The organism is Pseudomonas sp. KH_024_B2 (genome assembly GCF_057839965.1).
Window position 1 is genome coordinate 1370943 of record NZ_CM174502.1, and the last position, 23043, is coordinate 1393985.

At 56.7% G+C, this 23043-nt stretch carries 23 protein-coding genes and 1 pseudogene; 15 read left to right on the plus strand and 9 right to left on the minus strand.

What is annotated here, in order from left to right; genetic code table 11:
* Positions 1 to 70: 70 nt before the first annotated feature.
* Positions 71 to 1123 (plus strand): MBL fold metallo-hydrolase, encoded by a 1053-nt coding sequence (locus tag AC3I0A_RS06445; protein WP_489376801.1) that lies wholly within the window; start codon positions 71 to 73, stop codon positions 1121 to 1123.
* A gap of 137 nt (positions 1124 to 1260) precedes the next feature.
* Complete coding sequence (locus AC3I0A_RS06450; protein ID WP_489376803.1) at positions 1261 to 2811, plus strand: amidase family protein; 1551 nt, start codon at positions 1261 to 1263, stop codon at positions 2809 to 2811.
* A gap of 249 nt (positions 2812 to 3060) precedes the next feature.
* Here the strand turns inward: AC3I0A_RS06450 and AC3I0A_RS06455 are convergent, their stop codons facing one another.
* Genes AC3I0A_RS06455 through AC3I0A_RS06470 form a run of 4 tightly spaced genes read right to left on the minus strand, consistent with a single transcriptional unit; the run spans position 3061 to position 4165 of the window.
* On the minus strand, positions 3061 to 3381 hold the full coding sequence (locus AC3I0A_RS06455; protein WP_489376805.1) for a helix-turn-helix domain-containing protein: 321 nt from the start codon (positions 3379 to 3381) through the stop codon (positions 3061 to 3063).
* Entirely contained in the window at positions 3374 to 3574 is a 201-nt protein-coding gene (locus tag AC3I0A_RS06460) for a type II toxin-antitoxin system RelE/ParE family toxin (protein ID WP_489376806.1), read from the minus strand. Before AC3I0A_RS06460 ends, AC3I0A_RS06455 begins: the two co-directional genes overlap by 8 nt.
* Positions 3567 to 3884 carry a helix-turn-helix domain-containing protein gene (locus AC3I0A_RS06465; RefSeq protein ID WP_489376808.1) on the minus strand — a complete coding sequence of 106 codons (318 nt, stop codon included), beginning with the start codon at positions 3882 to 3884 and terminating at the stop codon, positions 3567 to 3569. The genes AC3I0A_RS06460 and AC3I0A_RS06465 overlap by 8 nt, the downstream gene beginning before the upstream one ends.
* A 29-nt stretch (positions 3885 to 3913) precedes the next feature.
* Positions 3914 to 4165: a hypothetical protein gene (locus AC3I0A_RS06470; RefSeq protein ID WP_489376809.1), complete on the minus strand. Its 252-nt coding sequence runs from the start codon at positions 4163 to 4165 to the stop codon at positions 3914 to 3916.
* On the opposite strand from AC3I0A_RS06470, the gene bglX reads away from it, so the two are divergent.
* Together bglX and AC3I0A_RS06480 are read left to right on the plus strand one after the other, a co-directional pair.
* Positions 4164 to 6443 carry a beta-glucosidase BglX gene (gene bglX, locus AC3I0A_RS06475; protein WP_489376810.1) on the plus strand — a complete coding sequence of 760 codons (2280 nt, stop codon included), beginning with the start codon at positions 4164 to 4166 and terminating at the stop codon, positions 6441 to 6443. The genes AC3I0A_RS06470 and bglX overlap by 2 nt on opposite strands.
* A gap of 82 nt (positions 6444 to 6525) precedes the next feature.
* On the plus strand, positions 6526 to 6888 hold the full coding sequence (locus AC3I0A_RS06480) for a hypothetical protein (RefSeq protein WP_489376812.1): 363 nt from the start codon (positions 6526 to 6528) through the stop codon (positions 6886 to 6888).
* A 3-nt stretch (positions 6889 to 6891) separates the two neighbouring features.
* Here AC3I0A_RS06480 and AC3I0A_RS06485 read toward each other — a convergent pair whose 3' ends face one another.
* A complete protein-coding gene (locus AC3I0A_RS06485; RefSeq protein WP_489376814.1) occupies positions 6892 to 7875 on the minus strand; it encodes a hypothetical protein in 984 nt (327 codons plus the stop codon).
* A 414-nt stretch (positions 7876 to 8289) separates the two neighbouring features.
* Here AC3I0A_RS06485 and AC3I0A_RS06490 point away from each other — a divergent pair, with 414 nt between their 5' ends.
* Positions 8290 to 9102 carry an HNH endonuclease gene (locus AC3I0A_RS06490; RefSeq protein WP_489376815.1) on the plus strand — a complete coding sequence of 271 codons (813 nt, stop codon included), beginning with the start codon at positions 8290 to 8292 and terminating at the stop codon, positions 9100 to 9102.
* Positions 9103 to 9175: 73 nt separating this feature from the next.
* On the opposite strand, the pseudogene AC3I0A_RS06495 reads toward AC3I0A_RS06490, so the two are convergent.
* Positions 9176 to 9439: pseudogene (locus tag AC3I0A_RS06495) on the minus strand (ribonucleotide-diphosphate reductase subunit beta); the annotation flags it as partial.
* Between the two features lie 88 nt (positions 9440 to 9527).
* On the opposite strand from AC3I0A_RS06495, the gene AC3I0A_RS06500 reads away from it, so the two are divergent.
* Positions 9528 to 9773: a type II toxin-antitoxin system Phd/YefM family antitoxin gene (locus tag AC3I0A_RS06500; protein WP_489376816.1), complete on the plus strand. Its 246-nt coding sequence runs from the start codon at positions 9528 to 9530 to the stop codon at positions 9771 to 9773.
* 11 nt (positions 9774 to 9784) lie between these two features.
* Positions 9785 to 10156, plus strand: coding sequence for a type II toxin-antitoxin system VapC family toxin (locus AC3I0A_RS06505; RefSeq protein ID WP_489376817.1), 372 nt, complete (start codon positions 9785 to 9787; stop codon positions 10154 to 10156).
* Between the two features lie 200 nt (positions 10157 to 10356).
* Here the strand turns inward: AC3I0A_RS06505 and AC3I0A_RS06510 are convergent, their stop codons facing one another.
* The 3 genes from AC3I0A_RS06510 to AC3I0A_RS06520 all read right to left on the minus strand — a co-directional run bounded on the left by AC3I0A_RS06510 (position 10357) and on the right by AC3I0A_RS06520 (position 12854).
* The gene (locus AC3I0A_RS06510) at positions 10357 to 11607 is read right to left on the minus strand and encodes a ribonucleotide-diphosphate reductase subunit beta (protein WP_489376818.1); all 1251 of its coding nucleotides are present in this window, start codon (positions 11605 to 11607) and stop codon (positions 10357 to 10359) included.
* Positions 11608 to 12187: 580 nt separating this feature from the next.
* Positions 12188 to 12355 (minus strand): hypothetical protein, encoded by a 168-nt coding sequence (locus AC3I0A_RS06515; protein WP_489378625.1) that lies wholly within the window; start codon positions 12353 to 12355, stop codon positions 12188 to 12190.
* A gap of 235 nt (positions 12356 to 12590) precedes the next feature.
* Positions 12591 to 12854: a DUF2790 domain-containing protein gene (locus AC3I0A_RS06520; RefSeq protein ID WP_489376819.1), complete on the minus strand. Its 264-nt coding sequence runs from the start codon at positions 12852 to 12854 to the stop codon at positions 12591 to 12593.
* Between the two features lie 417 nt (positions 12855 to 13271).
* On the opposite strand from AC3I0A_RS06520, the gene acs reads away from it, so the two are divergent.
* The 8 genes from acs to AC3I0A_RS06560 all read left to right on the plus strand — a co-directional run bounded on the left by acs (position 13272) and on the right by AC3I0A_RS06560 (position 22818).
* The gene (gene acs, locus AC3I0A_RS06525) at positions 13272 to 15227 is read left to right on the plus strand and encodes an acetate--CoA ligase (RefSeq protein ID WP_489376820.1); all 1956 of its coding nucleotides are present in this window, start codon (positions 13272 to 13274) and stop codon (positions 15225 to 15227) included.
* Positions 15228 to 15963: 736 nt separating this feature from the next.
* On the plus strand, positions 15964 to 16737 hold the full coding sequence (locus AC3I0A_RS06530; RefSeq protein ID WP_489376821.1) for an ABC transporter substrate-binding protein: 774 nt from the start codon (positions 15964 to 15966) through the stop codon (positions 16735 to 16737).
* 90 nt (positions 16738 to 16827) lie between these two features.
* Positions 16828 to 17517, plus strand: coding sequence for an ABC transporter permease (locus AC3I0A_RS06535; protein ID WP_489376823.1), 690 nt, complete (start codon positions 16828 to 16830; stop codon positions 17515 to 17517).
* A complete protein-coding gene (locus AC3I0A_RS06540; RefSeq protein ID WP_489376825.1) occupies positions 17514 to 18212 on the plus strand; it encodes an ABC transporter permease in 699 nt (232 codons plus the stop codon). The genes AC3I0A_RS06535 and AC3I0A_RS06540 overlap by 4 nt, the downstream gene beginning before the upstream one ends.
* Positions 18213 to 18214: 2 nt before the next feature.
* Positions 18215 to 19327 carry a succinylglutamate desuccinylase/aspartoacylase family protein gene (locus AC3I0A_RS06545; RefSeq protein WP_489376826.1) on the plus strand — a complete coding sequence of 371 codons (1113 nt, stop codon included), beginning with the start codon at positions 18215 to 18217 and terminating at the stop codon, positions 19325 to 19327.
* Positions 19328 to 19354: 27 nt separating this feature from the next.
* The gene (locus AC3I0A_RS06550) at positions 19355 to 20119 is read left to right on the plus strand and encodes an ABC transporter ATP-binding protein (protein ID WP_489376827.1); all 765 of its coding nucleotides are present in this window, start codon (positions 19355 to 19357) and stop codon (positions 20117 to 20119) included.
* 122 nt (positions 20120 to 20241) lie between these two features.
* The gene (argR, locus tag AC3I0A_RS06555) at positions 20242 to 21222 is read left to right on the plus strand and encodes a transcriptional regulator ArgR (protein WP_489376829.1); all 981 of its coding nucleotides are present in this window, start codon (positions 20242 to 20244) and stop codon (positions 21220 to 21222) included.
* Between the two features lie 375 nt (positions 21223 to 21597).
* Positions 21598 to 22818, plus strand: a complete 1221-nt coding sequence (locus tag AC3I0A_RS06560; protein WP_489376830.1) for an aspartate aminotransferase family protein — start codon at positions 21598 to 21600, stop codon at positions 22816 to 22818.
* Positions 22819 to 23043 lie beyond the last annotated feature (225 nt).

A 23043-nucleotide genomic window follows, 5' to 3' on the forward strand; every position in this document is an offset into this window, starting at 1 on the left:
AGTTTGCGGCCCAAGCGTGCATGCATTGGCCAGTTATCGCCTCACCGATTTTCCTGGAGTCCTATCAATCATGGCCACTTTCTCATCTCGCACCGACAGCGCCCCCAATCTCAAAGCGTCTTTGCAGGACGAAGGTCATTATCGCAACCACGCGACAGTGCCGCGCGAAGGCTTGCGCAAAACCTTGCGGATATTCTGGAACATGCTGTTCCACAAACCGCGCAATACCCGCCCGGTCGGCGTTATCCCGGTTCAAACCTTGACCCGCGAAGCGCTTTTCGCCGCGCCGAATCACAGCGTGTATCGTCTCGGCCATTCGACCGTGCTGCTCAAGCTGCACGACAAGTTCTGGCTGACCGATCCGGTCTTCGCCGAGCGTGCATCGCCGGTGCAATGGGCCGGCCCACGGCGCTTTCATCAGCCGCCCATCAGCCTGGAAGAGCTGCCACCTATCGAGGCGGTGATCCTTTCCCACGATCACTACGACCACCTCGACCATCAATCCATTCTCAAGCTGGCCGACAAAACCAGGTATTTCCTTGCGCCACTGGGCGTGGGCGACACCCTGATCAAATGGGGCATCGACGCCAGCAAGGTGCGTCAACTGGATTGGTGGCAGGGCACCGAGGTGGATGGCATTCGCTTCATCGCCACGCCATCGCAGCATTTTTCCGGCCGCGGCCTGTTCGATGGCAACAGCACCTTATGGGCCTCCTGGGTCATGATCGATGGCGACACCCGGATCTTCTTCAGCGGTGATACCGGCTATTTCGATGGCTTTAAACGCATCGGCGAGCGGTACGGCCCGTTTAACCTGACGCTGATGGAAACCGGTGCCTACAACGTCGATTGGCCGCATATCCATATGCAGCCGGAGCAAACCCTCCAGGCACATATCGACCTCAAAGGCCGCTGGTTGCTGCCGATTCACAACGGCACCTTCGATCTGTCGATGCACGCCTGGCACGAACCCTTCGACCGTATCCTGGCCCTGGCCTGGGAGCGCAATGTGTCCATCACCACGCCGCAAATGGGTGAAGCTTTTACGCTGTCGCAGCCAAACCGTGGCCGGGCGTGGTGGTTAGAGGTGGAGACGTCGACTGAGTACAGCGCCCTGACCTGAGGAGCTACGAGTCGGGTTGAACATTCGTACAGACGAGAGTGGTGTCCGTTAGACGACCATCCTCGGAGTCAGTCCTAGGCTGATGGGCGGAGTGGAAATCAATCACTCATCATTCAGCTTTGACAGGACGTCTACACATGAAGGGATTCTTGAAAAATGGTTTGGCGGCAGCCATACAGATTGCCGTGTTCAGTACGTTTCTGGGCGCTTGGGGCGTGAGTCATGCCCAAAAATCCGATACCAACCGTCCTTTGCTGGAAGGCATTGAATACGCCAGCGTCAGCGAAATCAGTGAAAAAATGACCCGCAACGGACTGACGTCCGTTGCGTTGGTCGAGCACCTGCTGGATCGAATCAGTGCCCTGGATAAACGAGGGCCGATGATCAACGCCATCATCGAGCTCAACCCGGATGCGCTCCTGATTGCCGCCGTATTGGATCGTGAGCGTCAGCAGGGGAAAATTCGTGGCCCTCTGCATGGCATCCCTGTGTTGCTCAAGGACAACATCGATACCGGTGACCGGATGCAGACGACCGCTGGGTCGCTGGCAATGGTGGGGCAACCGGCGGCGCAAGACGCTTTTATCGTTCGCAAGCTGCGAGACGCAGGGGCGATCATTCTGGGGAAGACCAACCTGAGTGAATGGGCGAACTTCCGCGGGAACGGTTTACCCGATGGTTGGAGCGGGCGGGGCGGGCAAACGAAGAATCCCCATCTACTCGATGGTTTTGCCTGTGGCTCCAGTACCGGTTCTGCCGCTGGCGTTGCCGCAGGATTTGCCCCGTTGGCGGTGGGGACGGAAACCTCTGGCTCGATTGTTTGCCCGGCCTTTGCCAATGGAGTCGTCGGGTTTAAGCCAACGGTGGGGCTGCTGGGCCGAACTGGCATTATTCCGGTGACGCGCAAACTGGATACCCCCGGCCCCATGACACGCACGGTGTTTGATGCCGCACTGTTGTTGAATGCGATGCAAGGCTTTGATCCTGCTGATTCGGCCAGTGCCAGTGTTCCAGATGGCGAAAAGGACTACACCGCAACCCTGACTTCAGGCGCCCTGAAAGGGCGACGCATCGGTTATCCAAATAAATTCGAGCCAGGTAGCGATGCTTCGAAAAAGGATCCGCAATTTGCCCTGGCGCTGGACACCATGCGTGCGGCAGGCGCCATTTTGATTCCGACAGAAATACACGAACCCGATAATGGCGCGCGTGTCGAGCAGGCGATGTTTATGGGATTCAAACGCGAACTTCCTGCTTACCTGTCGAGTCGTACCGGTCTTGCCATTCAATCTGTGCAGGACCTTATCGATTTCAATCGGAACAATCCGGGGCCTGAGGGCTATGGGCAAGAGGTGATCGAAGGATTAAGCAGTATCGCTTTCGACGAGGCGCTCTATAACGATCTTTGGCTGTCAATCAACAGCGAAAATGGAAAGGTCATCGATGACTTAATGGCAAAGCATAACCTGGAGGCATTGATGGCAGATATTGAATCGCCTGCGATGAACGTCGTCCCCTTGGCCGGTTACCCAGGCATCATGGTGCCCTCGGGTATAGACGCTGAAGGTTTACCGGCCTCGGTTTTCTTTTACGGGGAGCGCTGGAGCGATGCCAGGCTCCTGGCATTTGCCTATAGCTATGAGCAAGCCTCATTAGCGTGGCGAGCCCCGACCTTCAGGTCGCAATAGCGGGTTGGCCGAAGCCTGCTGCCAACGAAGGAGCCGGGGGAGTTACCATGGTTCATCCAAACTGGAAGCAACCTCGTCAGGAACGGACCATGGCATACAGAATCCACCTTTTCGGTGCCTCCGGCTCCGGCACTACTACGTTGGGTCTGGCACTGGCCAAGCGATTGGGTATTGATACGCTGGATAGACATAGCTGTCAGTGCACCAGGAAACAGGGTCAAATCCATTCTGTCTGAGGTAACTGGTGACTCAAGCGAAAACTACCTCAATCCGACCTTCGCGCCTTGATCCTGGGGCCGATTTGACGATGATCTGCACATCGCGTCCCAATCGGGAAAGGCACTCCATCATCTTCGCTTCGCTGATACCGCGAAACTTGCCTCGAAGCATCTCGGAGAGTTTCGGTTGTGACAGCCCCAGGATTTCTGACGCCTGAACCTGAGTGAGATGTCGTGCCTTGATGATTTCGCCGATCTTCGCGGCAAGTTGGGCTTTGACCCGCATCTCATTGGCGTCGGCATGCCCCAGGTCTTCGTAGACGTTACCGGTGCTTTCTTCGATTTCAATCATGTTCTGATCCTTTTGCATGATCTTGAGCCGCCCGAAGTCTTTTCTTGATCAGATCTATATCGCAGTGTGCGGTTTCGATGCCCTTGGTCGACTTTTTCTGGAAACAGTGAAGTACATAAATGGCCGTACCGAACCGGACGGAAAATATACCTAAATAGGTATAACTGTCAACGAAGGAAAGGTGTTCACTCAATCATCGCATAATCAGCCCGCCCAACCGGATCAGGCGTGGAGCCTTTGACGTTCATCCCTCTGCCCGGCGCAAAGCCCGGGAAAAACACCAGGCCTTCTGCTTCGAGTCGAAACGCCAGGGCCAGCCGAGTGACGTCCAGCAACTCGCCGTGAGCCTCGAACCGCTGGATGGCGGCTACTGAAACCCCGGACTCCTGAGAAAGCTGCTCCAGGCTCCAGCCCAATACCTCGCGGGCTTGTGCGCAGTGTTCGGGGGTGAATTGATAAAGGGCGATACGTTCCAGGGTGATTTTCATCGCAAGAGAGGCCATGGTTTTCTCCGGGGCTCGAAAGTGGCGATTCAACAAAATACTGTGTTTTTGTACAGTTGTTTTATGCCCGGATCAAACTCATTTTTTTGATCGATTCGATTTTTTCGCTCAGGCAGGAGCCTTGGACCGACTACGCTATTCCTATGCGGGATCGGAAAGCTCAATGGGCTTTCAACACCCGTCAGCAGCAATGATTGAACGTCAGCTTTCTGATTTTCAATACAAGGAAGGTGGCGTTTCAAAGGCAAGCAGGTGGTATGCGCCACAGGGAAGGCAATCATGAAAAGATTACGTCTGCTGTGTGCCCTGATCGGTTTTACAAGTCTGCCGGTCCTGGCCGATATGGCATCGTCAAACAAAGATGCCTTTGTGACCAACCTGATAGATCAGATGACCCTGGAGGAAAAAATCGGGCAACTACGACTGATCGCTATCGATGAGAACATGACTCCCGAAAAGATACGCCAAGAGATTACCGCCGGGCGAATCGGTGCTACGTACGGCTCTGTGAGCCGTTACGTAAACCGACCCATGCAGGACGCGGCTCAACAAAGCCGCCTGAAAATACCGATGTTTTTCGGCTGGGACGTGATACACGGCCATCGAACCATTTTTCCCATTGGCCTGGCATTGGCCTCCAGCTGGGATATGGACGCTATCGAGTTGAGCGGTCGAACGGCGGCGAAAGAAGCCAGTGCGGACGGTATCGATATGACCTTTGCACCGATGATAGATATCGCTCGTGATCCTCGTTGGGGACGCACTTCCGAAGGCTTCGGTGAAGACACCTATCTGGTTTCGCGCATTGCCAAAGCGATGGTTCAGGCCTACCAGGGCGAAAACCTGAATGCACCGGACAGCATCATGGCCAGCGCCAAACACTTCGCGTTGTATGGTGCTGTCGAGGGTGGACGCGACTACAACAGCGTCGACATGGGCCTGGCGAGGATGTACCAGGACTACCTGCCACCTTATCGTTCGGCGGTCGATGGTGGCGCGGGAGCGGTGATGGTGGCGCTTAACTCGATAAATGGTGTGCCAGCCGCTTCCAATTCATGGTTGATGCAAGACCTGCTTCGCAAAGCATGGGGCTTCAAGGGGCTGGTCATCAGCGACCATAATGGGATAACCGATCTGGTTCAGCATGGTGTTGCGAAGAATCACCGCGAAGCTGCCAGGCTCGCCATCAGGGCCGGTGTTGATATGAGCATGAACGACGCCTCCTATGGTCCGGAGCTACCCGGGCTGCTTGCGTCCGGCGCTATTTCCCAGAGCAATATCGATAACGCGGTGCGCGAAGTCCTGGGTGCCAAGTACGACCTGGGGCTGTTCGAAGACCCTTACCGGCGCATCGGCGTTGCCAGTGAAGACCCCGTTGATAGCAACGCCGAAAACCGTCTGCACAGAGCGCAGGCCCGTGAGGTGGCACGCAAGACGTTGGTGCTGCTGAAGAATGAAAATGGGCTCTTGCCGCTGAAAAAAGAGGCTGCGATCGCGCTCATAGGCCCGTTGGCAAAAAGTACCGTCGACATCATGGGCAGTTGGTCTGCAAGCGGCGTGGCCTCGCAATCGGTGACGATCTACGACGGGCTGAAAAACGCGATGAACCAGGGCGCGCTGATCTATGCCCGAGGCGCCAATCTCGAGGAGGATCAGGAGGTTGTTAAATACCTGGAATACCAGGGAGTGTCCGAAATCGCGAACGACGCTCGCCCGGCAGCAGAAATGATTGACGAAGCGGTCAAGGCTGCACAGCAAGCCGATGTGGTGATTGCCGTGGTGGGTGAGCCCCGCAGTATGTCCCATGAAGCGGCCAGTCGAACCAGCCTCGATCTGCCAGGGCGCCAGAGTGAATTGATCTCCGCCCTGAAAGCCACCGGCAAACCGCTGGTACTGGTATTGATGAACGGCCGGCCACTGTCCATCGGCAAGGAGCAGAAACAGGCTGATGCGATTCTGGAAACCTGGTATAGCGGCTCCGAGGGAGGCAACGCCGTTGCCGATGTATTGTTCGGTGACTACAACCCGTCCGGCAAATTACCCATCACCTTTCCACGCTCCGTGGGGCAGATCCCGAATTACTACAGTCACTTGAACACCGGTCGCCCCTACATAGCGGGTGGGCTTCGCAACTACACGTCGCAATATTTCGATCAATCCCATGGTCCGCTTTACCCCTTCGGCTATGGGCTGAGTTATACCGATTTCAGCCTGTCTGAAGTCACCCTGTCGTCTCAAACACTGCAGAGCAACGACAACGGCAACGTCAATGCCAGCGTCACCGTGCGAAACATCGGCCAGCGCGACGGCGAAACAGTGGTTCAGCTGTACATCCGCGATGTCGTTGCATCCGTCAGCCGTCCGGTCAAAGAACTGAAGAACTTTCAAAAAATCATGCTCAAGGCCGGAGAGGAGAAAGCGGTCCACTTCAGCATTGATGAGAACGACTTGAAGTTCTTCAACGCCCAGTTGGAATACGCCGCCGAGCCGGGCGAGTTCCGGGTGCAGATCGGTCTGGATTCCCAGAATGTGAAGGAGCAGAGTTTTGAGTTGTTGTAAGTGGCTAATGCCAGTCAGTTAAAGCGAGACGGCTTAACTGACTGGCATTAGCGGCTATTCAGACTTTTCACAGGAGATTGCCATGCCGATCATTGAAAGTGACTGGAGGAAGTTCAAGGAATTGCGCAAACTTGCGCTCGATCGTTTCTGCCTGGGTGTTCTCGCCGATGCCGAAACTATCGCCCAACACAGCGCGCTGCCGCCTCACGCCCGATACGGAATGCTCTACCGTCTCACCCGTGATCGGGACAAAGACATCGTTCAGACCTTCGACCTGTATAGCCGCTCCAGTGCGCTCATGGCGTTGAGAATGATGGTCATGCATGACCTATTGACCGACGCGGAGCTTTCGGATCTCAGCGAAGAAGCCCATGAGGAAATTGCTGATGTTGTTCGTCAGCCCTACGAACTTGAGTGGGTTGAAGAGATCGTGCGACCGGACTGATACCTACTTCGCCGCCAACCCCGGGGCTTCACGAATAATAAAGTGATCCAGGTTCTCAATATTGGCACTGAACACCCCGAACGTCTGCTCGGGGTTTTTCTTGCTCGGCACCTGCTTCAACGCAGGCTGAACCCCATAAAAGAAGCAATACAACTCCTGCTCGCTGTCGATGGCGTGCTTGATCTCTTCCAGGAACGCTTTGCGCTTGCGGTAGGTGTCGATCAGCTTCTTGCTCAAGTAAACGTTGACCGAGTAAGGCTTCTTCTTCACCTCGTCCGGTTGTTTGAACCAGACCTTTTGTTCGAAATCGATGCGAAAGCTCTGCGTGTAATCCTTGATCTCCTTGATCTTGCCCCAGTAAATCAGCCTCTTGTTGTCCTGCAGATACTCGATCTTCTTGAAGAACGACCCATAAGACGCCGTATGCTCGCCAATCTTCAGCGGCATGCGTTTGAGGGTGTCCTTGTCATCGAAATTCGACACAAAGCATTCCACCGGATGGGCGAAGACGCTGGTCTTGTCCGGGGTGTTGTCCTTCGAAGCCTGGGGCGTGGCGCTGCTTGTAGACGACGGCTGGGGAATGTCACGGGGTGCATCGGCATTCGTCTCTGGGCTGGATGGCTTGCGCACATACTGACGACGGGTCAGCAACAGTTCTGACGGGAAATGCTCCTCCCGCTCGTCATCCATTTCCGCATCTTCGGCATCCACTCCAGAGGCCAACGCCTTGCCATTAGGACAACCCTCGACATGCCGGGTGCTGGGCGCATTCTTGAAGTGCGGCGTGCGGATGTAATTGACGTTCTTGGCGTTGAACGTCCCCAGTACGTTTTCGGCATCAAACGCCGCCCGACAGGCGTCATTGGGGCACTGAAAGCGCTCCTTGGCCGAGTCGAACGCCATAGTCTCGTCGAAATTCAGATCGCGTACGTCATAGATCGATAGCTTGTCGTCGAGGCTGAGGCAGTAGGCAACGTCGAATTTCATGGGCGCTCGGGTCCTTGAGAAGTGGTCTATTAATAGCGGGTGCAAGAGTGGGGCGCATCAACTGTTTTACATTCGTCACCCATGCTCGGTTCAACGCTGCGGCGAATGGACAACACCTCATCGCTTAACTAAATCCCAGCTCTCCCAACTCGCTGAGGGTGCATGGCGTGGTGACAAGGTTGTGATCGCCAAGGCCGGCAAGCCTTATCTGGACTTGCTGCCTCATATCGATACACCTCGGGTGCGCGAGCCTGGGCGGTTGAAGGGGAAGATTCGTATATCTGCGGATTTTGACAATACTGCTTGAGCGACATTTCTCATTTACTGATCGAGAGCCGTAGAATTCTTTCGCTGATCGTGTAGGAGTTTTCTCTTTATTTGGTAGGCTTCATCCTCTGCTAAGAGGATGAATGGATGCCAGCTGTCATTGTCGAAAATGATGAATCGAAGTGGGCCGATCAAACAGGGGACCGTTACCACTTCCCGAAGCAGTACAGAGCGATTCTTACCGAAGGAACCGCGGTGCTGTATTACAAAGGTAAAATGACAAACAAGGCTTTTTCGGATCAGCGTCTGAGCGCCAACCCTCATTATTTTGGTGTTGCTCGAATAGGGAGGGTGCATGCAGACAAGAACAGCACAAAAGGTGACTTGTTTGCAGTCATTGAGGGCTTTAAACCCTTTGAATCTGCAGTTCCGAACAAAGTTGATGGAGAGTACCTTGAGCCGATTCCTCCAAAGCTCAAGGATAATTACTGGCGTAACGGTGTCCGGGCAATTGATCAAGCCGTATTTGACAGCATCTACGGCCATGCGGTGCTGAAGTCGGATCAGGTCGACGACTCCAGCCTAACCGATGGTGCGCAGGACTTTGAGACTAGGGCCACCGGTACCGAAGGGAAAAAAATCACATATTTCGGTGTGAAGTATGAGCGCTGTCGAAAGCTTCGGCGTCAGGCAATAGCTATTCATGGGCTCAGCTGCAAAGCTTGTGGTTTTGATTTCGAGAAGGTGTATGGCGAGCATGCAAAAGGCTTTATCCATGTGCACCATGTGAAGCCCATTTCCGAATATGAGGAGGATCAGCCAGTCGATCCAGCGACCGACCTGATTACACTCTGCGCAAACTGCCACGCGGTTGTTCATAAGAAGCCGGATACGCTGCTGAGCGTCGAGCAACTGAAAAGCATACTCCATGGTCGGTGGGTTTTCGACGATTTGACCTAAGGAAGTTAGGTGGTGTGAGGAAAATCTTGCTGGATACCTGCCTCACACTTCAAGCAAGCATCTCAGGCCAGAATCAATCCCGGCTCAAAGCCCCACCAGTCTGATACTCAATAACCCGCGTCTCGAAGAAATTCTTCTCTTTCTTCAAGTCCATAATCTCGCTCACCCAAGGGAGCGGGTTAGTGGTGCCTGGGTATTCTTCTTTCAAACCGATCTGCGACAGGCGACGGTTGGCGATGAATTTGAGGTAGTCCTCCATCCTAGCGGCGTTCATGCCCAGTACGCCGCGCGGCGTGGTGTCTCGAGCGTATTCGATTTCCAGTTGATTGCCTTGAACCGTCGTTTTTGACGGGCGGTTACCTCTGGGGCTTGTCTGCCAAGAGTCTTCGTCTTAGGCTTACTTAGCTAACCAGTCGAGGTGCATTATGAGTGAATTAGTCCAAGTAAACATGCACGAAGCAAAATCCCAACTCTCCCAGCTTGCTGAACGTGTATGGCATGGCGACAAGGTCGTGATCGCCAAAGCCGGCAAGCCTTATCTGGATTTGCTGCCTCATGTCGATACACCTCGGGTGCGCAAGCCTGGGCGGTTGAAGGGGAAGATTCGGATGTCTGCGGATTTTGATAAGACGCCGCAAGACATCATCGATGGATTCGAGGGCAGTCTATGAGGCGCTTGTTGTTGGACACCCATGCGTTTCTTTGGTGGCTGTCTGATGATCCTGCGTTGGGTGCCATTGCTCGACAGATGATTGGTGAGCCACGTAATCAGGTGCTGGTAAGCGCAGCTTCGATCTGGGAGATATCAATCAAGCAGGCGAAAGGGATGCTGGAGGCTCCAGAGGATCTGGAGGTGTTGGTTGAAGATGAGGGTTTTACCAAGCTGCCGATTTCGCTTTTCCATGGGCAGCAGGCGGGGAAGTTGCCGGAGATTCATCGCGATCCGTTTGATCGGATGTTGATTGCCCAAGCTCAGGCGGAAGGGCTGGAGTTGGTGACGGCGGATGGGATTATTCCGCAGTATGGGGTGCGGGTGGTTTTGGCGCGGTTGTGATGGGTGGAGGTGGGTTTTACCGGGGGATATGGGATTCAGGTTTTGCGAGGGCTTCGCCCTCTGACGTAGCCTTCGGCAACTGCTACGGGGTCGTGCGTTCTTCTCCCAAACTAAAAAGCCCTGAACACGTTCAGGGCTTTTTAGTTTTTCCAATCCACCGATTCAAATCACGACCGGCAAATCGTGGCTAGCTCCAGGAATCAATCCCAGCTCAACGCCCCACCGGTCTGATACTCAATAACCCGAGTCTCGAAGAAATTCTTCTCTTTCTTCAAGTCCATAATCTCGCTCATCCATGGGAACGGGTTGGTGGTGCCTGGATATTCCTCTTTCAAACCGATCTGCGACAAACGACGGTTGGCGATGAATTTGAGGTAGTCCTCCATCATCGCGGCGTTCATGCCCAGTACGCCGCGCGGCATGGTGTCGCGGGCGTATTCGATTTCGAGTTGAGTGCCTTGCAGGATCATCTGCGAAGCTTCTTCCTTCATTTCGGCGTCCCACAGGTGTGGGTTTTCGATTTTGATCTGGTTGATCACGTCGATGCCGAAGTTCAGGTGCATGGATTCGTCGCGCAGGATGTACTGGAACTGCTCGGCGACGCCGGTCATTTTGTTGCGGCGGCCCATGGAGAGGATCTGGGTGAAGCCGCAGTAGAAGAAGATGCCTTCCAGAACGCAGTAGTAGGCGATCAGGTTGCGCAGCAGTTCTTTGTCGGTTTCGACGGTGCCGGTTTCGAACTTCGGATCGGAGATCGAACGGGTGTATTTCAGGCCCCAGGTGGCTTTTTTCGCGACCGATGGGATCTCGTGGTACATGTTGAAGATCTCGCCTTCATCCATGGCCAACGATTCGATGCAGTACTGGTAGGCGTGGGTGTGGATCGCTTCTTCGAAAGCCTGGCGCAGGATGTACTGGCGGCATTCCGGGTTGGTGATCAGGCGGTATACGGCCAGGACCAGGTTGTTGGCAACCAGGGAGTCGGCGGTGGAGAAGAAGCCGAGGTTGCGCATCACGATGCGGCGCTCGTCGTCGGTCAGGCCTTCCGGGTCTTTCCAGAGGGCGATGTCGGCGGTCATGTTGACTTCTTGCGGCATCCAGTGGTTTGCGCAGCCGTCCAGGTATTTCTGCCAGGCCCAGTCGTATTTGAACGGGACGAGTTGGTTGAGGTCGGCGCGGCAGTTGATCATGCGCTTTTCGTCGACGGCAACACGGGCGGAAGCGCCTTCGAGCTCGGCCAGGCCTTCGGCGATGTCAAGGTTATCGAGCGCGGCCTTGGCACGGATGATCGCGGCGGAGTCGCTGGCGGTTACGGCGCGGGCTTCTTGAGCTGCGGCACCGCCGGCGCTGTCGAGGCGGTCCATGTTGGCTTCAGAAGCGTGGCCGGCGTTGGCGCCTTTTACGGCGACTTCGCCGTCATCTTCTTTGTCGAATTCGTCCCAGCTCAGCATGACGTGTCGTCTCCTGCGTGAGGGCCAGATGGCCGTGTGAAAAACACTTATGGTGGGTTGTCACACGGCTATTGGCCGCTTTGGATCTAAAGGATTGTTGAGTGCAGTGGCGGTGAACGCACGCAAAAAACATAAATTTGGTTGGGGTTGACCCCGAAGTCGCTGATGGGAGGCGGGCGCTGGGCCTTTCCCTATGGCCTTTGAAGGCTGAATCAGCGTGGGTTTATAGCCCGACTAGGGGATATTTCAAGCCCTTTTGACTGCTCCAGTATAAGGGTTTTTATCAGGGTATTTCAGCCAGTTTTTTCAGGGCAGGCGTGGTCGATTGTCTCGGCGGGAGGGGTGGGTTGGGCTTTGTTGAGGTAGGGCAAGGGTTTGCGGGGTGTTGGGATGGGGGAAGTTTTTTTGTTGGCGTGGGCGTTGTGCAAGGGCGGGAAATTTGGGTGGCTTTTAGCATGACCGCTGCGCGGTCTTCGCGAGCAAGCTCGCTCCCACAGGTTGTGCGGTGTTGTGGGTTTTTTTGGACATTCAGAAACAACTAAGCCCGGCCGAGGCCGGGCTGTGACGTCGCGGTCAGCTATTAGCTGAGGCGGTTGGCGCCAGTGCGGTCGGAGCCATCGGCAGCGAGAGTGGCAGCGCCAGTGCGGTCGAAGCCATCGGCAGCGATGGTGCGGTCATAACCGTCGGCGGCGAAGGTGTTGGCAGCCAGTACGGAGAGGGTCAGGGCGATGATCAGTTTGGTTTTCATGAGGGTAGCTCCGGGTGGTGTTCGTTTTGTTCAGTGGGTGTGAAGCTCATACTACTCGTACTGTTTCGATTAAAAAGCGCAAATAAATGCTTAAAATAATCGAATATATCGATGCTTTGTGTTCAACGCTCTATGCCTCTGTAGTCAGGGCGCGGTGGATCGAACGGTGAAGAATCAGCTGAGTGCGAGTACCGTGGTCGGCCGTGGTAAGAGAGTCTGGGTCTAACCGGGTTGATTAACCGTTAAGGCAACCATTACCCATTACGCTGTATTGCAGAATATGCCGTTGACCTTTGGAGTCTTCATATTCCATGCGGGCCGGGACAATTTCACAGACATTCGGAACTTCGCTCATCGAGACAACTTTGGCGATGTCCAGGTCGGAGGAGTAGGTGTATTCCTCTATAGGTGCCTGCTGGCTGGCGACGTTTGTCGGGATCTGATCAGCCATGGCGGTGGCGCAGAGGCTGCTGAGGGCCAGAACTAATAAAGTTTTCATTTCAATTTACCTTTCTCGGGTCGTGAGGGCGCGCGCAACCCTTTTGAGGCTGCGTGTGGAACTTGAGAAGCGAATCTGGATTAACGGGCCTTCGTGGGGGCTGCAACTGGGTTAATCACGTTGCCGTTGTTGGCGAGGTTGATTTTAGGCCGGTGGTGGTCATTCATATAGCCGTGCTTTTGATAAAGACTATTGGCAAATTCTGTAACAATCCCCCTGAAAATCGACCTTGCAGCCATTGAAACGAGCCTTTTTTAGCAGGGTGAAAACCGCTGCGAGTTCCGGGCTTGAGCCGCTCGAGGGGGGAAATACGACATTTTGTAGGGGCTTGTTACTACCATCGTCGAATGGTTCTATAGGCCCGCCCCGGCTACAACTGGAGCCATAAAACAACAACTATCCACCGAGGTAAGAAAGATGAGTGCGGCTTCTCTGTATCCCGTTCGTCCCGAGGTTGCGGCCAACACGCTGACTGATGAGGCGACCTACAAGGCCATGTACCAGCAGTCGGTGGTCAACCCTGACGGCTTCTGGCGCGAGCAGGCCAAGCGCCTCGACTGGATCAAACCTTTCACCACGGTGAAGCAGACTTCCTTCGACGACCACCATGTCGACATCAAATGGTTCGCCGACGGCACCCTGAACGTCTCCTATAACTGCCTGGACCGCCACCTCGCCGAGCGCGGCGATCAGGTCGCGATCATCTGGGAGGGCGATGACCCTGCCGAGAGCCGCAAGATCACCTATCGCGAGCTGCACGAACAAGTCTGCAAGTTCGCCAACGCCCTGCGTGGCCAGGATGTGCACCGCGGCGACGTGGTGACTATCTATATGCCGATGATTCCCGAAGCCGTGGTCGCCATGCTGGCGTGCACCCGGATCGGCGCGATTCATTCGGTAGTGTTCGGTGGTTTCTCGCCGGAAGCCCTGGCCGGTCGGATCATCGACTGCAAATCCAAAGTGGTGATCACCGCTGACGAAGGTCTTCGTGCCGGGAAGAAAATCCCGCTCAAGGCCAACGTCGACGATGCGCTGACCAATCCGGAAACCAGCAGCATTCAGAAGGTCATCGTGTGCAAGCGCACCGGCGGCAACATCAAGTGGAACCAGCATCGCGACATCTGGTACGAAGACTTGATGAAAGTGGCGGGCACTGTGTGCGCGCCGAAAGAGATGGGCGCTGAAGAAGCGCTGTTCATCCTTTATACCTCAGGTTCCACCGGCAAGCCCAAGGGTGTGCAACACACCACTGGCGGCTATCTGCTGTACGCCGCGATGACCCATGAGCGGGTGTTCGACTATCGTCCGGGCGAAGTCTACTGGTGCACCGCCGACGTCGGCTGGGTCACCGGCCACACCTATATTGTCTATGGCCCGCTGGCCAATGGCGCGACCACTTTGCTGTTCGAAGGCGTGCCGAACTACCCGGATATCACCCGGGTGGCGAAGGTCGTCGACAAGCACCAGGTCAATATCCTCTACACCGCGCCGACCGCGATCCGCGCGATGATGGCTTCGGGTAAAGCCGCTGTTGAAGGCGCCGATGGCAGCAGCTTGCGTCTGCTGGGTTCGGTCGGTGAGCCGATCAACCCGGAGGCCTGGGACTGGTACTACAAGAACGTCGGTCAGTCGCGTTGCCCGATCGTCGATACCTGGTGGCAGACCGAGACCGGCGCCACGCTGATGAGCCCGCTGCCGGGTGCTCACGCGCTCAAGCCGGGTTCGGCGGCACGTCCGTTCTTTGGTGTGGTGCCGGCGCTGGTGGACAACCTGGGCAACATCATCGAAGGCGTCGCCGAGGGCAACCTGGTGATCCTCGATTCGTGGCCGGGCCAGGCGCGCACGCTGTACGGCGACCATGACCGCTTCGTCGACACCTACTTCAAGACCTTCCGCGGCATGTACTTCACGGGCGACGGCGCTCGCCGCGATGAGGACGGCTACTACTGGATCACCGGTCGTGTGGATGACGTGTTGAACGTCTCCGGTCACCGCATGGGCACCGCCGAGATCGAAAGCGCGATGGTCGCTCACCCGAAAGTCGCCGAAGCGGCGGTGGTCGGTGTGCCCCATGACATCAAAGGGCAGGGCATCTATGTCTACGTCACCCTCAACGGTGGCGAAGAGCCGAGCGAAGCGCTGCGTCTGGAGTTGAAGAACTGGGTGCGCAAAGAGATCGGTCCGATTGCCTCGCCGGATGTGATCCAGTGGGCGCCGGGCCTGCCGAAAACCCGTTCGGGGAAAATCATGCGCCGAATCCTGCGCAAGATTGCTACCGCGGAATATGACGGTCTGGGCGATATCTCCACCCTGGCTGATCCGGGTGTGGTGCAGCATTTGATCGATACTCACAGGACTATGAACGTCGCGTAAGCGAGAGTTCTGAGTCATCGAGCCCCATCCGGTGTTGAGCCGGGTGGGGCTTTTTTGTGGGTTGGGATTTTTGATCGGCTTGAGGTTTGGGGTGGCTGGTCTATTGCTATCGCGAGCAAGCTCGCTCCCACATTAGTTCTGCGTTGATCGCACCATAGTGGTCTAGCGCAGATCGAGTGTGGGAGTGAGCTTGCTCGCGATAGCGGTTGGTCAGGCGCCGGTGGAGCAGGGGCTCCGAACCAATAATTATCGGTTTTCCCGGTAGGAACCTTCCTGTTGTTACTCAAGTAACCAAATGTGTAACCCCGCGACCGATTTCGGGGCGAAGCGAAACGTAAAGCCCCGCTTTCGGGCCTCTTAACCCACATGAAAAATAAGACAGCACGCTACGCTTGCCGGAATAGAAGGGTTTGCGAATAATGGGCCCGCTATTTGCATTATAGATCGGTTGTCTGTCTTTTGCTCTCGCATAACCTTGCGAGGCTGTCAATGTGCTCGACCGGGTTTTTCAGTGCTTCTGTAAATTGTTGTCGCATTGAAGAAATATCGGCTTCGGGCCTGTCGTTAGAATGCCAATCACTCGCTCGTCGTTGCTCGCGTTGAATTTAAAGTTGAATTCAATGTTGAATTCAGCACGAGATTCCGAAGACGCAGCAGCGCTTTGCGTTTCCACCCATTTGCATATTGGGCTGTTGCTCACTCTGCCGTTTTCGCCCTTTACCGATGGAGTCCTACGATGAAGAAACTCGTGCTTCTTGGCGCCCTGGCACTGTCCGTGCTGTCCTTGCCGACATTCGCCGATGAAAAGCCTCTGAAAATTGGCATCGAGGCGGCTTACCCTCCATTCGCATCGAAAGCGCCGGACGGCAGCATCGTTGGTTTCGACTACGACATCGGCAACGCGCTGTGCGAAGAGATGAAGGTCAAGTGCGTGTGGGTCGAGCAAGAGTTCGACGGTCTGATCCCGGCACTCAAAGTGCGCAAGATCGACGCGATCCTGTCGTCCATGTCGATCACTGAAGATCGCAAGAAGTCCGTGGACTTCACCAACAAGTACTACAACACCCCGGCTCGTCTGGTGATGAAGGCCGGTACTGCGGTCAGCGATAGCTTGGCCGAGCTCAAAGGCAAGAACATCGGCGTGCAGCGCGGTTCGATCCACGAGCGTTTCGCTCGCGAAGTCCTGGCTCCGCTGGGTGCTGAAATCAAGCCTTACGGTTCGCAGAACGAAATCTACCTGGACGTAGCGGCCGGTCGCCTCGACGGCACCGTGGCAGACGCTACGCTGTTGGATGACGGCTTCCTGAAAACCGATGCCGGCAAAGGCTTCGCGTTCGTTGGCCCGGCGTTCACCGACGAGAAGTACTTCGGCGACGGCATCGGCATCGCAGTACGCAAAGGCGACGCGTTGAAAGACAAGATCAACACCGCGATCACGGCCATTCGTGAAAACGGCAAGTACAAGCAAATCCAGGACAAGTATTTCGCCTTCGATATTTACGGCAAGTAAATACCTCGCAGGTAAGTCCGAAATGGCGCAAGCAGCAGGATCTCTGAGGTTTGCGCCATTTTTTCATCCCAACTTTCGAGGACCTGAATCATGTTGAAAGGCTACGGGGCTGTCATCCTCGATGGCGCATGGCTGACGCTTCAGCTCGCCTTGTCGTCCATGGCCCTGGCCATTGTTCTGGGTCTGATCGGGGTCGCATTGCGCCTGTCGCCGGTACGCTGGCTGGCCTGGCTGGGCGATCTGTATTCCACGGTGATCCGCGGGATTCCCGATCTGGTGCTGATCCTGCTGATTTTCTACGGCGGTCAGGACTTGCTCAACCGCGTCGCGCCGATGTTTGGTTTTGACGATTACATCGACTTGAATCCGTTGGCCGCCGGTATCGGCACCCTGGGTTTCATCTTCGGTGCGTACCTGTCGGAAACCTTCCGCGGGGCCTTCATGGCGATCCCCAAGGGCCAGGCCGAAGCCGGCATGGCGTACGGCATGAACAGTTTCCAGGTGTTTTTCCGGGTATTGGTGCCACAGATGATTCGCCTGGCGATTCCGGGCTTCACCAATAACTGGCTGGTACTTACCAAGGCTACCGCGCTGATTTCGGTGGTCGGTCTGCAAGACATGATGTTCAAGGCCAAGCAGGCGGCAGATGCCACTCGCGAGCCTTTCACCTTCTTCCTCGCAGTGGCGGCGATGTACCTGGTGATCACCAGTGTCTCGTTGCTGGCATTGCGTCACCTTGAGAAGCGCTACTCGGTAGGCGTAAGGGCGGCTGATCTATGATCTTCGACTACAACGTCATTTGGGAGGCTCTGCCGCTGTACTTCGGCGGCTTGCTGACCACCCTGAAACTGCTCGCACTGTCACTGTTGTTCGGTCTGCTGGCGGCCTTGCCGCTGGCGCTGATGCGCGTGTCCAAACAGCCGGTCGTGAACATGAGCGCCTGGCTCTTCACCTACGTGATCCGTGGCACACCGATGCTGGTGCAGCTGTTTTTGATCTACTACGGGCTGGCGCAATTCGAAGCGGTACGGGAAAGCTTCCTGTGGCCCTGGCTGTCGAGTGCGACGTTCTGCGCTTGCCTGGCATTTGCCATCAATACCAGCGCTTACACCGCCGAAATCATCGCCGGTAGCCTGCGTGCTACCCCCAATGGCGAGATCGAAGCGGCCAAGGCCATGGGCATGTCGCGCTACAAGTTGTATCGCCGCATCCTGCTGCCGTCGGCCCTGCGCCGGGCGCTGCCGCAGTACAGCAACGAAGTGATCATGATGCTGCAGACCACCAGTCTGGCCTCCATCGTGACTCTGATCGACATCACCGGTGCCGCGCGCACGGTGAACGCTCAGTACTACTTGCCGTTCGAAGCCTATATCACCGCAGGCGCGTTCTACCTGTGCCTGACGTTCATTCTGGTGCGCCTGTTCAAGATGGCTGAGCATCGCTGGCTGGGCTACATGGCCCCGCGCAAGGCCTGATCATGGAACGTATCGATCATTCATTGCCGTGGAGCCATCTGGGCAGCGAACGCCATATCTCGGTGTTCCGCTTCGGCAGCGGCGAGCGCAAGGCCTATATCCAGGCCAGCCTCCACGCTGATGAACTGCCGGGGATGCGCACAGCCTGGGAGCTGAAAAAGCGCCTGGCCGAGCTGGAAGCGCAGGGCGCCTTGAACGGTGTGATCGAACTGGTGCCGGTGGCGAACCCGCTGGGCCTCGGTCAGCTGCTGCAAGGCAGCCACCAAGGGCGTTTCGAGTTTGGCAGTGGCAAGAATTTCAACCGGGACTTCTTTGAGTTGAGCGAGCCGGTGGCCGCGCAACTGCAAGGGCGCCTGGGTGACGATCCGCATGCCAATATCGAGCTGATCCGCCTGGCCATGAGCGATGTCCTGGCGGCACTGCCACCGGCTTCCAGTCAGTTGCAAGGCATGCAGCGAGTCCTGCTGAGCCATGCGTGCACCGCGGATGTGGTGCTCGATCTGCATTGCGATGCCGAGGCCGCGCTGCACATGTACGCCTTGCCGCAACACTGGCCGCAATGGCGTTCGCTGGCTGCGCATTTGAATGTGCGGGTCGGGCTGTTGACGGAAGATTCCGGCGGCAACTCCTTTGACGAAGCCTGTTCGCTGCCGTGGCTGCACTTGTCGCGGATGTTCCCGCAGGCGCAGATTCCCCTGGCCTGCCTGGCGACTACCCTTGAGTTGGGTGGTCAGGCCGATACCGGTCGTCCGCAAGCCGAGGCTCACGCCGAAGGCATTCTGGCGTTCCTCGCCGAGCAAGGTTTGATCGCCGGTGAGTGGCCGGCCGCGCAGCAGGAAGCGTGCGAAGCGATGCCGTTCGAAGGGACTGAGTTGCTGTTTGCGCCGCATCCCGGCGTGGTGAGCTTTCTGCGTCCGGCCGGTAGCTGGGTCGAAGCGGGCGAGCCGATTTTTGAAGTGATTGATCCATTATCCGATCAGGTCAGCATCGTCTGTGCTGGCACGTCCGGCGTGTTGTTTGCCGTAGAACGGCTACGTTACGCCCAACCTGGTTTCTGGCTGGCCAAGGTGGCGGGGCGCGAAGCGCTGCGTCACGGGCGCTTGCTCAACGACTGACTGACTGTTTTTGTGAGAACCGACCGCATGTACAAACTTGAAGTCCAAGACCTGCATAAACGCTATGGCAGTCACGAAGTGCTCAAGGGCGTGTCCCTGGCAGCTCAAGCTGGCGATGTGATCAGCATCATCGGCTCCAGTGGCTCCGGCAAAAGTACTTTCCTGCGCTGCATCAACCTGCTCGAGCAGCCCCACGCGGGCAAGATTCTGCTCAACAACGAAGAGTTGAAGCTGGTACCGAACAAGGACGGCGCGCTGAAGGCCGCCGATCCAAAACAACTGCAGCGTATGCGTTCGCGGCTGTCGATGGTGTTCCAGCATTTCAATCTGTGGTCGCACATGACCGCGCTGGAAAACATCATGGAAGCGCCGGTGCACGTGCTCGGCATGTCCAAGGTAGAAGCCCGGGAAAAGGCCGAACATTATCTGGCCAAAGTGGGTGTGTCCCATCGTAAGGACGCGTACCCGGGTCACATGTCCGGCGGCGAGCAGCAGCGCGTAGCGATTGCCCGTGCGCTGGCGATGGAACCGGAAGTGATGCTGTTCGACGAACCGACTTCGGCGCTCGACCCGGAACTGGTCGGCGACGTGCTCAAGGTGATGCAGGCCTTGGCTCAGGAAGGCCGGACCATGGTCGTGGTCACCCACGAAATGGGCTTCGCTCGCGAAGTGTCGAACCAGCTGGTGTTCCTGCACAAAGGTGTCGTGGAAGAATGCGGCAACCCGCGTGAAGTGCTGGTCAACCCGCAATCCGAACGTCTGCAACAGTTCCTGTCGGGCAGCTTGAAGTAATACCCTTTAATGCTCCCGTTACGCACCCAATTAGGTCATGCTGCGCACCGCGCGCCAGATGGTCTAATTTGGTTGCTGCCGCCTTCGGCTTTTAACACTGTTTTCGCTTCGGATTGCACGCCATGACTGCCCATCGAATTGGTTTCCTGATTTGGCCCAGCACTAAAGCCTTGACGCTGGCGCTGGCTGAGGAGGCCTTGCGTGTTGCTCAGCGCGTGCATCCGGAGGTTGTTTACGAACTCTCGTTTCTGCAGGCCGAACTGCCAGCCGTTGGGGCCTGGCAATTGCCGGGCGAACCTTGGGCCGGAAAGCTCGAAGGTTTTCAGAAGCTGTTTCTGCTGGCGGACGAACCGCCGACCGGCATTGCGCCGGCGCTCAGCAGTGCGCTCAAGCAGCAAGTGCGCGCCGGGTGTGTGATCGGCGGTTTGTCCGCCGGTGTCTACCCGCTGGCGCAACTGGGCTTGCTCGATGGTTATCGCGCTGCGGTGCATTGGCGCTGGCAGGATGATTTCGCCGAGCGCTACCCGAAAGTCATCGCCACCAGCCATCTGTTCGATTGGGATCGCGATCGCCTGACCGCTTGCGGCGGGATGTCGGTACTCGATCTGTTACTGGCGGTGCTGGCCCGTGATCACGGCGCCGAACTGGCGGGTGCAGTGTCCGAAGAATTGGTGGTGGAGCGGATTCGCGAGGGCGGCGAGCGTCAGCGCATTCCGCTGCAGAATCGTTTGGGCTCCAGCCATCCCAAGCTCACGCAAGCCGTGTTGCTGATGGAAGCGAATATCGAAGAGCCGCTGACCACCGACGAAATTGCCCAGCATGTGTGCGTGTCCCGTCGACAACTGGAGCGGATCTTCAAGCAGTACCTCAACCGCGTGCCGAGCCAGTACTACCTGGAACTGCGCCTGAACAAGGCCCGGCAGATGTTGATGCAGACCAGCAAGTCGATCATCCAGATCGGTTTGTCCTGCGGCTTCTCCTCGGGGCCGCATTTCTCCAGCGCCTATCGCAACTTCTTCGGCGCCACCCCGCGGGAAGATCGCAACCAGCGACGCAGCAGCAGCCCGTTTGAATTGTCGTCGGCGCCTTCAGAGCGCGGTTAGTTTCAAGATTTGTTGTGTCGTTGCTATAGCCTTCGCGAGCAAGCTCGCTCCCACACTTGATCTCCTGTGTATTGCAGATAGTGCACACGCCGAAGATCTAATGTGGGAGCGAGCTTGCTCGCGAAGAGGCCGTCACAGGCACCACACCTCCCAACCCTGCGCAAATCAAATTCCCCAACCCTGCCGCTAATCCCCGCCAGCAGTTTAAACTGCGCCTTTGCGACGCTATTTGTCGCATTGCCATAAACCCGGGCAAAACCGGGTTTGGCGCTATAAGAAGTTGTCGCTTGGCGGCAAGGCCAAGCTGAAAACTGTCCTTACAATCCCCCCATCGCTCGCCAGTTTCAGGCGGGCGTTCCTCTTCAGGAGACTCCGATGTCCGTTGAGCATGCTCCGGTGCAACGCGCCGATTTCGACCAGGTAATGGTTCCCAACTACGCGCCTGCTGCTTTCATTCCTGTGCGCGGCGCCGGCTCCCGAGTCTGGGATCAGTCGGGTCGTGAGCTGATCGATTTCGGCGGCGGGATCGCAGTTAACGTATTGGGCCATGCGCATCCGGCGCTGGTCGGTGCCTTGACCGAACAAGCGAACAAGCTGTGGCACGTGTCCAACGTGTTCACCAATGAGCCGGCCCTGCGCCTGGCCCATAAGCTGATCGACGCCACCTTTGCCGATCGTGTGTTCCTCTGCAACTCCGGCGCCGAAGCCAACGAAGCCGCCTTCAAGCTGGCTCGTCGTGTTGCTCATGACCGCTTCGGCGCTGAAAAATACGAAATCATCGCCGCACTGAACAGCTTCCACGGTCGCACGCTGTTCACCGTGAACGTGGGCGGGCAGTCCAAGTACTCCGACGGCTTCGGCCCGAAGATCGTTGGCATCACTCACGTGCCGTTCAACGATCTGGCAGCGCTGAAAGCCGCTATCTCCGACAAGACCTGCGCCGTGGTGCTGGAACCGATCCAGGGCGAGGGCGGTGTATTGCCGGCCGAGCTGGCTTATCTGCAAGGCGCCCGCGAGCTGTGCAATGAGCACAACGCGCTGTTGGTGTTCGACGAAGTGCAAACCGGCATGGGCCGCAGCGGCGAACTGTTTGCCTACATGCATTACGGCGTGACGCCGGACATCCTGACCAGCGCCAAGAGCCTGGGCGGCGGTTTCCCGATCGCGGCCATGCTGACCACCGAAGCGCTGGCCAAACACCTGGTAGTCGGTACTCACGGCACCACTTACGGCGGCAACCCATTGGCGTGCGCCGTGGCGGAAGCAGTGATCGATGTGGTCAACACGCCAGAAGTGCTGAACGGCGTCAAAGCCAAGCACGACAAGTTCAAGACCCGTCTGCAGCAGATCGGCAAGCAATACGGCCTGTTCACTGAAGTTCGTGGTCTCGGTCTGTTGATCGGCTGCGTGCTCAGCGATGCCTGGAAAGGCAAGGCCAAAGACGTGTTCAACGCGTGTGAGCGTGAAGGCTTGATGATCCTGCAGGCCGGCCCGGACGTCATTCGTTTCGCGCCAAGCCTGGTGGTTGAAGACGCTGATATCGAGCAGGGCCTGGAGCGTTTCGAACGCGCCGTGGCGAAACTGACTCAAGCCTGATCCCCCTGTGGGAGCGAGCTTGCTCGCGATAGCGGACCGACATTCAACATTGATGTCGACTGTTATCCCCCCATCGCGAGCAAGCTCGCTCCTACAAGGATCGGATACAGGCCGTAGTACCTCTCGGCGCCTATTCTTGTAATAGGCGTTGAGCCAAATTCCTGTGCCGGGCCTGCCCGGCATTTTTTTCCCCGAGTCGGCATTTTTACCGACCTGTTTTTCAGT